Origin of the sequence: Dyadobacter jejuensis (assembly GCF_003149085.1) — a bacterium.
GTDB lineage: Bacteria > Bacteroidota > Bacteroidia > Cytophagales > Spirosomataceae > Dyadobacter > Dyadobacter jejuensis.
This window is the reverse complement of sequence record NZ_QGDT01000005.1, coordinates 243523-256038: the sequence shown is the minus strand read 5'-3', so window position 1 is coordinate 256038 and position 12516 is coordinate 243523. Positions and strand designations below refer to the sequence as shown.

General features: G+C 46.5%; 9 protein-coding genes. 6 read left to right on the top strand and 3 right to left on the bottom strand.

Annotated features, from left to right (window positions below):
• Positions 1 to 78: 78 nt before the first annotated feature.
• Entirely contained in the window at positions 79 to 861 is a 783-nt protein-coding gene (locus CLV98_RS12235; RefSeq protein ID WP_109674695.1) for an IclR family transcriptional regulator, read from the top strand.
• 7 nt (positions 862 to 868) lie between these two features.
• On the opposite strand, the gene CLV98_RS12230 is transcribed toward CLV98_RS12235, so the two are convergent.
• Genes CLV98_RS12230 through CLV98_RS12220 form a run of 3 tightly spaced genes read right to left on the bottom strand, consistent with a single transcriptional unit; the run spans position 869 to position 4405 of the window.
• Positions 869 to 2029 (bottom strand): CaiB/BaiF CoA transferase family protein, encoded by a 1161-nt coding sequence (locus tag CLV98_RS12230; RefSeq protein WP_109674606.1) that lies wholly within the window; start codon positions 2027 to 2029, stop codon positions 869 to 871.
• A gap of 41 nt (positions 2030 to 2070) precedes the next feature.
• Positions 2071 to 3216: a CaiB/BaiF CoA transferase family protein gene (locus CLV98_RS12225; RefSeq protein ID WP_170120681.1), complete on the bottom strand. Its 1146-nt coding sequence runs from the start codon at positions 3214 to 3216 to the stop codon at positions 2071 to 2073.
• Positions 3217 to 3250: 34 nt separating this feature from the next.
• On the bottom strand, positions 3251 to 4405 hold the full coding sequence (locus CLV98_RS12220; protein ID WP_109674605.1) for an ABC transporter substrate-binding protein: 1155 nt from the start codon (positions 4403 to 4405) through the stop codon (positions 3251 to 3253).
• A 420-nt stretch (positions 4406 to 4825) separates the two neighbouring features.
• Between CLV98_RS12220 and CLV98_RS12210 the strand changes: the two genes are divergently transcribed.
• The 5 genes from CLV98_RS12210 to CLV98_RS12190 all read left to right on the top strand — a co-directional run bounded on the left by CLV98_RS12210 (position 4826) and on the right by CLV98_RS12190 (position 12514).
• Entirely contained in the window at positions 4826 to 6004 is a 1179-nt protein-coding gene (locus tag CLV98_RS12210; protein ID WP_158281245.1) for an imelysin family protein, read from the top strand.
• Between the two features lie 43 nt (positions 6005 to 6047).
• The gene (locus tag CLV98_RS12205; RefSeq protein ID WP_229203343.1) at positions 6048 to 7442 is read left to right on the top strand and encodes a di-heme oxidoreductase family protein; all 1395 of its coding nucleotides are present in this window, start codon (positions 6048 to 6050) and stop codon (positions 7440 to 7442) included.
• Positions 7443 to 7506: 64 nt separating this feature from the next.
• The gene (locus CLV98_RS12200; RefSeq protein WP_109674601.1) at positions 7507 to 8625 is read left to right on the top strand and encodes an imelysin family protein; all 1119 of its coding nucleotides are present in this window, start codon (positions 7507 to 7509) and stop codon (positions 8623 to 8625) included.
• A gap of 80 nt (positions 8626 to 8705) precedes the next feature.
• Entirely contained in the window at positions 8706 to 10040 is a 1335-nt protein-coding gene (locus CLV98_RS12195) for an HTTM domain-containing protein (RefSeq protein WP_109674600.1), read from the top strand.
• Between the two features lie 23 nt (positions 10041 to 10063).
• Entirely contained in the window at positions 10064 to 12514 is a 2451-nt protein-coding gene (locus CLV98_RS12190) for a TonB-dependent receptor family protein (protein ID WP_109674599.1), read from the top strand.
• Positions 12515 to 12516: the final 2 nt, after the last annotated feature.

Below are 12516 nucleotides of genomic sequence, written 5' to 3'. Positions count from 1 at the left end.
TCAGAAATTAGCCCTTGCTAGAGAATAGATGAAACAAATAAAGTTGTAATATTGCCCTTACATTCCAATACCATGAGCATGAATAAGTACCACGCACCAGCGCTAGATAAAGGATTAGACATTTTAGAATATTTATCATCCGAGGCCAAGCCCCAGTCCCAGTCCGAAATCGCCCAGGGTATTCAGAAGAGTCCCAATGAAATATACCGAATGCTGGTATGTCTCGAGCAACGCGGCTACCTAATGAAAGAGGCCAATAGTGGTAATTATTCATTATCTTTAAAGCTGTTTCATATTTCGCACCGTCACTCTCCTATCGAGGAGCTTATCAAGTATTCGAAACCGGCCATGGAGCGGCTATCTCGTGACACCCAGCAGTCGTGCCATCTGGGTGTGCTCTATAATGGCCAGCTACTGATTGTCTCCCAAAACCGATCTCCAGGGTTAGTATCTCTATCTATAGAAGAAGGAGGCCTCTTCCCACTGGTCAAGACGACTTCGGGCCGGGTCGTACTGGCTTTCTTAAGCGATGAGCAAAGGGAATTTCAATTAGACCAAAACAAGGAATTCCTAGAACTGAGCACTAAAGAAAAAAAGTCATTTTTATCGTACCTGGAAGGCATTCGGGAAAGGGGCTACGAGATCAAGGAGAGTGAAATCACCCTAGGAGTCACCGACCTTGCCGTCCCTATTGGAAGTATGAAAAGTGGCGTTTTCGGAGTTCTAGCCATCTCATGTCTTACGTCTATTTCTCAATCCAACCATTCCTTTGAGGTCATGATACCCCAGCTCGTTTCGGCTGCCGAACAGATCAACCATTCCTTAGGATTTATGACCAGTCAGTTTCCAATCGAAAGATAGACTTCCCTTATAACCCAAACTCTTTTTCAATAGATGCGTTATGTTCCCCTAGTTTTGGCGAACCTATGGCCGATCGTAATAGCCGATCGTCGATCTGAATCGGGCAACGCGAAGTCTTATATTCAAATCCATCCCCCATCTGAACCGTTTGAATCATTTCGAGAACCTGAAAGGCGTCTGTTTTAAACAGTCGTTCCCAGTCCAACACGTCGGCACACCAGTAATCGGCCGGTTCCAGTAAACTTAGCCAAAACTGTGTCGATTCCTTTTGCAGATGCTCGGCCAATATAGCCTTGATCTCGTCGCGTTTGTCGAACCAACTCTCATAAGTAACATACTCCTTGAGAGGTTCACAGCGCAGTAAATAACCCAAATCGACTATGGAGCCCATGGCTAATGCCAAAAATCCATCTTTGGTTTGATAGATCCCATAAGGAGCTCCTAAGTATGCATGGGCATTATTCTGCTTAGTCCTGATGGTAGGAGCCCCCCCGTCCCTAAAATAGGTGGTGATCGACTCAAATTGAAATTCCAGGATGGACTCCAACATACTTACTTCTACCAGTCCCCCAAGGCCTGTAACCGCTCTACGGACCAGGCAGGCCAGTACCCCCTGTACCAAATGACTTCCTGCTAGAATATCGACAATGGGTAGGCCCATCGCTACAGGCCCCATCCCATCATTCCCACTCAGGGTGGTCAATCCCGAAATAGCTTGTACCAATAAGTCTTGTCCCGGCTTATCCTTCCAAGGCCCAGCCTTCCCGTAGCCTGAAATCTCCCCATAGACGATCCTCGGATTGATTTGTCGCACCACATCGTAAGCGAATCCCAGATGATCGATCACACCGGGTCTGAAGTTGTGAATGAGCACGTCGGCGCTCTGGATCAGCTTAGTAAGCTTCCGTTTTCCATCTTCCTGTTTCAGATCCAAAACCAGGCTCTCCTTATTGCGGTTAATGGCATGAAATACCGACGACACCCCATTCAACACCACGTTCGAATTGTACAGATGCCGACAAATATCTCCCTCTATAGGTTTTTCTATTTTTATTACCCGTGCTCCCAAATCCGCTAGCTTTAGGCTGGCGGATGGGCCCGATAGAAACTGGCTTAAATCGAGTACGACGATGTCTTGTAATGGCTTTTCCAAAGAAACCTGCTTCATGACCGTATTTACTAAAAGTGCTCTTACCTTAATTGATATGATTAAAGATCAAATTCGCGACGTATCACCGCGCTATCTTCCCCGACCTCCGGTGCTGACTTCGAAGAGAACAACCGCTCTCCATCGATCCGGATAGGACAGCGTGTGGTTTTGAGAACCTCTCCCCGCTTCGTCACTACCTCCTGGTCCATTCTTAAAACCCGGTAGGCCTCCTGCTCCAAGAGCTCTTTGTAGTCCAGCACAGGCATACACCATAGATCCTGCCTGTCAAATATTTCTACCCAATGGTCGCTGGTATTTTTTATAAAATAACTGGCCAGTAACCGCATAATAGCGTCCCGTTGGTCGAACCACGTGGTTGGTTCCCTATATTCGGCAGGCAATGGAACCTCCATGGCCTCCGTCAGCCGAGCCAGTGGCACCATCGCCACGGCCATATAACCGTCGGAAGTCTGGTAGATCCCATAGGGGGCGCCTAGAAATGCATTGGCATTGCCTTGCTCCGCACGTATGGGTGCTTGCATTCCACTGTTCAAATAGGTAGTCAAACCTTCAAATTGAAAGTCTAACGTCGATTCTAGCAGACTCACGCTAACCTTAGCCCCCTGGCCAGTCCTGCCTCGTTGGATCATCGCTGCCAAAATGCCCTGTACCAGATGAGCGCCCGTCAGCATATCCGACACTGCGATCCCCATAGGGGTCGGCGCATCGGCCCGGTTGCCACTTAGATAGGCCAATCCAGACACCGACTGCACCAGCAAATCTTGCCCCGGCTTCTTGGTCCATGGTCCTTCTTTACCATATCCGGTTATCTCCCCATATATCATGGTGGGACACAAGCGCTTCACCGAATCATAGTCTAGTCCGATCTTTTCCATCACACCAGGCCTGAAATTATGAAGGAGGATATCGGCTCGTAAGAGAAGCTTGCGGATCATAGCCAAATCTTTCTCATCCTTCAAATTGGCCTCTATGGATTCTTTATTTCGGTTTATGGTATGAAACACCAAACTGTCGTCTCCGATAAAAAGATTTTTGATGGCGATCTTCCTACCCGACTCCCCTGCTCCGGGTCGCTCTATTTTGATGACACGCGCTCCTAGATCCGCCAATTTTAACCCAGCCGACGGCCCCGCCATAAACTGCGCAAACTCCAAAACTACAACCCCTTCAAGTGGCAATATCATTTTTTACGATCGATTAACATTATCAAAGATAGACTTAACGTGGCTGCAAGGAATCAAGGTACAATTTATTCAAAGTAGCCAAAACCGCCTTGGCGTCCCCTCCGAACTGCATATACTGCTGAATGGGCCTTCCGGCATGGTCTTGGAACTGCATATGTCCATGATACCTTGGTCTTAAAAATGACCGATCCAATGCGGGCAAAGTATCCTTAAAGTAGTCAAGACACTGGCTATTGACTCCTTTACTGAGCCATGCCTTCCGATGCCCTGGTTGTCCGCCCGATTCGAAATATAGGCCGCTTTGGGTGAATTCACAACCAGCAAAACGGAGAAATTGAGCGGCAATTTCTGGATATTGGCAGGAGGCGGAAATGGATAAGCCCGTCCCTCCCAAAGTCGTGATCAGTTTTTGCCCTGCTATGGCTACTAAGTCATGAAATTTCAATAATTCGGAAGCGTATCCCTTTTTCGAATAATTGGAATACCCATAGGCGAAAGGCGAATAGGCATATCGGTCACTGGTGGTCATGGCCTCGTATACCTTTATGGGGTTCATATCGAAACAGATAGGGTCTATGTAGGCCCCTAGTTCTCGTAACCTATTTAAGGCCTGCAAACCAACCTCCTCACTCACTACCCGCTCCTCGCCTGTACATACATCTTCCCCAAGGGTCGAACAGACCATATAAAAACTCATTAACGTATCCTGAGGAATCCCCGGAATGGCGACAAGGCCTTTCTGGGCCAATCCTGTCAACTGCTCCCAGGTTTGCGGCAATTCGAGGTTGCTTTTGGCCAACAAATCGGGCCGGCTTGCGGCTACTGGTGTGGCGGCATCGATGGCCAACGCCCATTGACGGCCATCATAACTATAACTTTCATGGGATTTCCCTACCGAATGGGTGGCTTGATCGTCCAAAAATTCGCTGGATAGCAAAGAATTTAAGGAAAAGATTACGCCGGTTCGGGCGTCATAGCCCGTCCATGGATGATCGATTATTAGTAAGTCATACCTACTCGCCAGTTGGTCTATGGGCTCATCGGCAAAGGCCTGCAGCGACCTTTTCTCCCATACAATTTCAACCTGAGGATTTAACTCATGAAAACGCTGAGCGACCGCTACTATAGAAGTGTACCCCCGGCTATGATCCCAAGTGATGCCTTTTAGCCGAATTTTTTGTTGATCCATACGATACATTTTGATTTATATACAAATACTCTTTTCATATATAAATCAAATGTCTGTATAATTCTGGAAACATCCAACATACGGAGGGTGGATTTTAGCCAAAATTTATCGAATCCATTTTCGGGCAAGGGACCGCCAGGCTGGAAGCCATCGTTACCTCCCCCTGCCCTATGCCTATCCCAGGCCATTGAGTCCACTTTCAAGCAATAAACTCGACTTAGGCCATTTTTAGGCGAGAGGAACGTCAGTAGGCACGTCCAATTGTGGAAGAATAAGTAGGACTTATACGCCTGTAAAAACCACGTGTATACCTCAGGAGACATGATTTTTAAATCGAATTTTAATCTTAACTATAAGTAGTCTAAATAATATTAAATTATCTTTGCACCTATATTCAAAATGCATAAACGACAATTTTCAATGAAAAAACTATTTATAGCACTCCTTTCCTTATCCATATTAAATGCATGTAAATCCAACGATTCCGATCCTGTAGATCCGGAAATCACGGATGCCAAAAAACAAGAGGTCGTAGACAATTATGCCAATATCGTTTTGGCCAATTATGAAGATGCAATCACCACGGCAGAGGCTTTACAAACGGCCATACATGAGTTTGTAGCCAACCCAACGGCAGCAGGCCTGGAGGCTTGCAAGACGGCTTGGCTCGAAAGCCGCAACCCATATTTACAAACCGAAGCATTCCGTTTTTACGATGGACCTATAGATGGCACCGACGAAAATTTTGAGGGGCTAATCAATGCTTGGCCACTGGATGAAGCCTATATCGACTATGTAGAAGGAGACACTACCGCAGGGGTCATCAATAATACTGCAGACTACCCCACCATTAGTGAAGCGGTATTATTGGCTGACAATGAAAAAAATGGAGAAACAGACGTTAAAGTAGGCTACCATGCCATAGAGTTCTTGCTATGGGGACAAGATCTGTATGCCGATAGCCCAGGTAAAAGACCTTATACCGATTACCTTGAAGGAGGTACCGCAGCTAACCCTGTACGACGAGGACAATACCTAACGATAGTCGCCGACCTTTTGGTAAAAGACCTTAAGTCTGTTAAATCACAATGGGAAAGCAATGGTGCCTACCGTACCGAGTTTGTTAAGGCGACCAACCTCGATCAGTCTATCCTAAACATCTTAAATGGAATGGGTAAGCTTTCGAAAGGAGAGCTATCAGGGGAGCGAATGGCGGTAATATTGGCTTCAAAAGACCAGGAAGACGAACACTCTTGTTTTTCTGACAATACCCATAACGATTATCTATTCGATGAAATAGGGATATATAATGTTTACCTAGGAAAATATACCCGGATAGATGGCACCGTGGTGGAAGGTACTGGTTTTGACGACCTTTTGATGGAGAATCATGCAGCCGTTAATACCGCTATGATTGCGAAATTGGATGCAGCTGTGGCCGCTATCAAAGCCCTACCCGATCCTATCGACACGGGTTTAACTACCAACGAAGAGGCTTTCAAAACGGCAATTACGGCCATACGTGCCCAAGCCGACCAGCTGGTAGAGGTAGCCACCGCATTGGGCATGAACTTCAATATCCCGGAAAGTAATGGTTGAGCCTAAAAATTCCATTTGCTGATAATTTATGATGTTTAAACATTTGAAACACTTCTTATTTTTAATTGTCGCTTTCCTATTATTTCAGTGTAAGTCACAGTCGGAGCAAACCAGTCCGGCTGTCGACTTATATGAAGAGTACTCTGGTGGGCAGGAAGGCACCGTATTCGACGCAGGCGTCAATGCCTTTGGGAATTCGCTCATCAACCTCAACTCCGACGAGGTAACTCGTTTTGTGATCGGCAACTCCTTCAATAGGAACAATTGGGTGACGGCCCCCTCTTCCACGAGTGCCAGAGACGGGTTAGGGCCCTTGTTCAATGCCACTTCTTGCTCCTCTTGCCATTTGTTAGATGGTCGTGGAAAACCCACCGACGACAATGGGGCTATCAATCAGGCCCTTCTATTTCGACTTTCTGTTCCTGGGGTTGGTCCTCATGGTGGTCCCATGCCCCATCCTATTTATGGAGATCAGTTTAGCCCACGAGCCATAGCCGGGGTTCTGGCGGAAGGAGATGTAACCGTTACCTATACCAATATTACAGGAAGCTATCCCGACGGCACTCCTTATAGCCTTCAAAAACCTACTTATAGTTTCAAAAACCTCAACTACGGGGATATATCCGACGCCATGGTATCACCCCGAATCGCCCCAGTGATGGCCGGTGTGGGACTGCTGGAGGCGGTGTCGGATGCAGATATTCTGTCTAGGGTAGACGAAAACGACACGAATGCTGACGGCATTTCCGGAAAGGCTAACTACGTCTGGGATGCTCAATTGCAACGGAAAGTTCTCGGAAAATTTGGCTGGAAGGCCAATCAACCGACTGTAGCGCAACAAGTGGGCGGGGCATTCTCTGGCGACATGGGCATAACCTCTTCCATGTTCCCGACCGAAAACATTTCGCCTAATCAGCTGGGAAGACTTGGGGCCTTACCTAACGGAGGCGAACCAGAAATAGAAGATGCCATCTTCGACGACGTAGTATTTTATATCAAGACTCTGGCCGTCCCTGCGCGGCGAGACTGGAAAAACGAGACGATAGTAGAGGGGAAAAAACTATTTATGACGGCGCAATGCAATGGCTGCCATGTGGCTTCCTTAACTACCGGTAGCTCATCGGATATGACCCTACTGAATAAGCAAGCTATCAAACCCTATACCGACCTTCTGCTACACGACATGGGCGATGGACTCGCCGATGGACGTCCCGACTTCGATGCCACTGGAAGCGAATGGAGAACGGCCCCCTTATGGGGTATAGGGCTCGTTCAGGCCGTCAACAAGCACACCCAGTTTTTGCATGACGGTAGAGCCCGTAACATCGAGGAGGCCATACTTTGGCATGGGGGTGAAGCAGAAAAGTCCAAAACTGCTTTTATGAATCTTAATAAAACGCAAAGAGCATCGGTAATTGCGTTTATCAATTCTCTATAGTCCCTATTGATCTCTTGGAGGAAATGATCTATTACTTACACAGAACGATAAAAGAAGCAGTGATATGTATAAAAAATTAATAGCAATGACCCTGGTACTCGCTGCATGCTCATGCAGTAAGTCGGAGGATGCCGACCCTGAGGTAGAGTCTACCAGGGCCGAGGTAATAGCGAGCGTAGGCACCCAGGTTATCCTTCCCACGATACAAGTTTTTGCTAGCGAATCTCAAAAATTAAACACCCTAGCCGAAAGTGTTGCTACTGATAGGCTCGAACAAGCGAATCTGGAAGAATTACAACAGAACTGGCTACAACTAGCTACGGCTTGGAAGAAGGTATCCCTCTATTCGATGGGACCTATCGATGACGACTTTCTTGAGTCTGGCATTTACTATACATCCGTCAACACGTCGGGAATAGAGTCCTATATTGCCAAGAGTACTCCTGTCGATGCCGCTCTGATAGGGTCGCTTGGTGCTGCCTACAAGGGTATTCCGGCCATTGAGTACCTTTTATTTGGCAACAATGAATCGGTGGAGGTTCAACTAGAAAAATACCAAGGAGCCACAGCCAGTCAACGAATTCAATATTTGAAAGCTCTATGCGCCGATTTGAAAATCAAGGCGGCTGACCTTGAAAGTAAATGGAATAGTAGTGGTGGCAATTATATCAAAACCTTTACAGATGCTAGTGGCCGAGACATCAATTCATCTTTGGGCAAATTGAGCAATAAAATGATCAATATGATCTATACCATCAAAGATGAACGAATAGGCGCCCCGAACGGCACTCGAAATAACGGCACGCCACAGCCAGCATTGGTCGACGCCCCTTATAGCGATGAATCATTGGCCCTTTTGAAGGCCGAAATTGAAGGTATTCAGGGAGCGTTTACGGGAGACCTTGCCGGTGGTACTAGCGGCCTTGGCCTCGACGACCTACTGAACCAGGTAGGAGCGCAGTCGGAAACGGGATTATTAAGCACCAAAATCAACAGCCAGTTTGACGCTGTTTATACCAAAATTGATATGATCCAGGTGCCATTGAGCCGTGCCGTAACCGAGCAGTCTCAATTGGTAACCGATTTGTACACCGAGGTAAAAAAATTGCAGGTATTATTGGAAGTCGACATGATAAACAATCTAGGCGTGTTGCTGACCTTCAGCGATAATGATGGCGACTAATTGGCGGGGAGCCATTGACTAGCTCCCCAAATATCACCCCTATAAGCTGAGTCTGTTTACCATTTTTCTGATCACCTCTCATGACCATCCAAAATATTTTACAAAAAGGCCAAAAACTAGTCTCTTCTAGTTCACTGGCCTTTTTTAGGATCATTTTCGGCTTGCTCATGCTGGCATCCCTGCTCCGGTTCCTATCGCGAGGTTGGCTGGAGAAATTCTACATTCAACCCGAATTCTACTTTAGCTTTTATGGATTCGAATGGATAAAGCCACTCCCCGACCCTTATATTTATTGGGTATTTTATGCCCTGATTATCGCGGCAGTCACCATTACCCTCGGTCTATTTTACCGCTTTTCCATCATCGTCTTTTTCCTGCTATTTACCTATGTAGAGCTTCTGGATAAAAGTGTATACCTCAACCATTACTATCAGGTGAGCCTATTGGCCTGGCTTATGTGTTGGCTACCCATGAACGGCACGTGCTCGGTGGATCAATACCTCTTCAAAAAAACGAGGAGGCCCCTCACTCCACTCTGGATGGTATGGGTCTTGCGCCTACAGGTGGGCAGTGTTTATTTTTTTGGAGGGCTGGCAAAGCTACGCTACGACTGGCTTTTCGAAGCACAGCCTTTAAAAATTTGGTTAGCGGCCAATTCCCATATTCCTGTCCTTGGCGATTTTCTGGGTTACACTTGGCTGGCCTTTGTTTTGAGTTGGTTCGCCCTATTTTTCGATCTTACGGCGGCTTTTTTATTAAGCAACAAAAGTACTCGAATGTATGCCTATGTGCTTATCGTCCTATTCCATGTACTCACCCATATTTTATTTCAAATAGGAATGTTCCCTTGGATGATGATCGTGACGGCACTCGTTTTTTTTCCGACTCATTGGCATCAAAAAATATTAGCTATTTTCGAGAGAAACAGGACCATTCACCTTTCATCATCTTCCGTACCGAGCAACCACTCCCTTACGATTGGGGTATTGGCCTTGTTCTTCCTGTTCCAACTTATGATGCCCTTTAGGAGCTATGCTTATCCTGGCAATGTGCTATGGCACGAACAGGGGTTTCGTTTTTCCTGGAATATCATGTTAATGGAAAAAAATGCCTCCTTAGAATATGAGGTCATTTTTAAGAATAATGGAAAAAAGATATACGTCCGTCCCGAGAAGCATTTGAATACCATCCAGGCCAAGCAGTGTAGTTTTCAGCCCGACATGATTCTGCAGTTTGCGCATTATCTGAATCAATACTATAAAGACCAGGGCTTAGGCAACACCGAGGTCTATGCTATATGCTATGCCTCTGTCAATGGCCATGCAAGCCGATTGCTAATAGACCCGGAGGTGGACCTGGTGACTCAGAAAGATGGATTTGCCGATAAAAAATGGATATTAAGATATAGAGATTAATCAAATAAAACTTAGTAAAAAGAATGTCTGCACGAATTTTCGTTTGCCTATTACTGCTGGCCAATTTAATAACCACCCACTCCTTTGCTCAAAATATCAAAGTAAAAGGAATGGTCAAGGATATTTCTGGAATGGCCGTGCCATCGGCAAATGTTCACCTGATCGAAAGCGATAGCTGGCTAACGACCAATAAGGATGGAGTGGTACAATTTGTGGGAAGGGCTGGGGAGCGTATTCAAGTTCATATTAGCTCCTTAAACTTTGAAGCCTTCGACCAAACCATTACCCTACCACAGCAAGGAGAGAGCTGGGAGGTCCTGTTTGAACTAACGCCAAAGGTCAACGATTTGGAAGAGGTTCGTATCCGTGAAAAGAAAAATGACGAAAACGGCTTACGTAGACTCTCTGACGTCGAAAACATGGCGATATATGCAGGCAAAAAAAACGAGGTAGTGGTAGTCGATGGGCTCAACGCTAACTTGGCCACCAATAATGCTCGGCAGATATATGCCAAGGTCCCTGGCATCAATATCATAGAAAACGATGCATACGGGGTCCAATTGGGCGTGGCCACCCGAGGGCTCAACCCTAATAGAACGACAGAATTCAACTCCCGGCAAAATGGATACGATATCTCTGCCGATCCCATCGGATACCCTGAAAGCTACTATACGCCACCTACCGAGGCCATTGAAAGCATAGAAATTGTAAGAGGGGCCGCTTCCTTACAATACGGAACCCAATTTGGTGGACTATTGAATTTTAGGTTTAAAAATGGCAATCCTGATAAAAAAATAGAGCTACTCACCCGCCAGACCGTCGGAAGTTATGGACTCTTCAATTCCTTTACCTCCTTGGGTGGAAAGGTAGGCAAGATGCAGTACTACACATTTTACCAACACAAACAAGGACAAGGCTGGCGTCAAAACTCCGGATTACGACTCAATGCTGGTTTCGGAAAGATGAGCTATGCGATTAACTCGAAACTTAAAGTCAGTTTTGAACTTACTTTGATGGACTATCAAATGCAACAGCCAGGTGGGCTAACCGACCAACAGTTCCAGGAAGACCCACAGGCCAGCTACCGAGACCGAAATTGGTTCAAAGCCCAATGGCGCATCCCTGCCTTTACGGCCGACTATCGGCTCAACGACCGTACCCAGCTGAATTTGAGAACATATGGCCTCTTAGCAGAACGGGGTTCCATTGGCAATATCATCAATCCACTACGCGATAAAACCGACACCACTTCTCGCCGACAGCTCACTTATGACCATTATCAAAACTTTGGTTCAGAACTACGCCTGTTGCATCGCTACACCGTGGCGGGCAAGGTATCGTCGGCAGTAGTAGGCATTAGGTACTTCCATGGAAACACCCAACGAACCCAAGGAACGGGCTTTGAAGGGAACGATGCCAATTTCAATTTCCCCAATGAGGATCGTGTCGACGAATTCGACTACCGCTTCCCTTCAACGAATGCTGCCCTGTTTTTAGAAAATGTATTTTGGCTATCCGATAAGTGGACGGTGACCCCTGGGGTACGGATGGAATACATCAGCTCCAACTCCAAGGGCTATGCAATAGAGCCGGTTACGGGTGAAGTCGTCTATGGTCAACAACATAAGAAACGCCATTTCCCTTTGTTTGGCATCGGAATTAACCGAATCGTTGCCAGCGGCACTCCGGGTAGTACTACAGGAAGCTCTGAGTTCTATTTTAATATCTCCCAGAATTATAGTCCTGTCAACTTTTCGGATATCATCGTGCGCACCCCAAATTTCCAAGTCGACCCAGACCTTAAGGATGTAACGGGTTTTAATGCCGATTTAGGATTCAGAGGACATTTTAAAAATTGGTTAAATTTCGACGCCAGCTTATACTATATGGATTATAACAACCGCATCGGTATCATCAGGAAAGCCAGTGACGACGGTCTGGAGGTGATCCGTTACCGGACCAATATAGGCCGTTCGCGAAGCCTGGGAACGGAGATATTCGGTGAAATAAATATGACCAAACTAACGGGTCTAAAACCTGCAGCTGGTGAAATTTCAGTATTTGGAAGTTTAGGCTATACCAACGCCAGTTATATATCGGCAATTAACCCGCTGTTGAACACGCTTATCGTAGGCAACCAAGTGGAGTATGCTCCGAAATATGTGGTCAGGACGGGGTTGACCTATAAAATTCAAAACCTCTCGGTCACCATGCAGTATGCCTTTACCAGCCAACAATATACCGATGCCTATAATTCCTCGCATACTGCCGACGGGCTAGTGGGCGAGATTCCGGCCTACCAGCTCCTAGACCTTACGGCCAATTACCAAATGGGCAAATTTCAAATTAGCGGCAGTGTCAATAACCTGCTCAACGAGCGGTATTTCACCCGTCGCGCCTTGGGATTCCCTGGGCCAGGTATCATTCCAAACGATGCGAGGACGGCTACCTTGTCGGTAGCATTTAAACTTTAAAG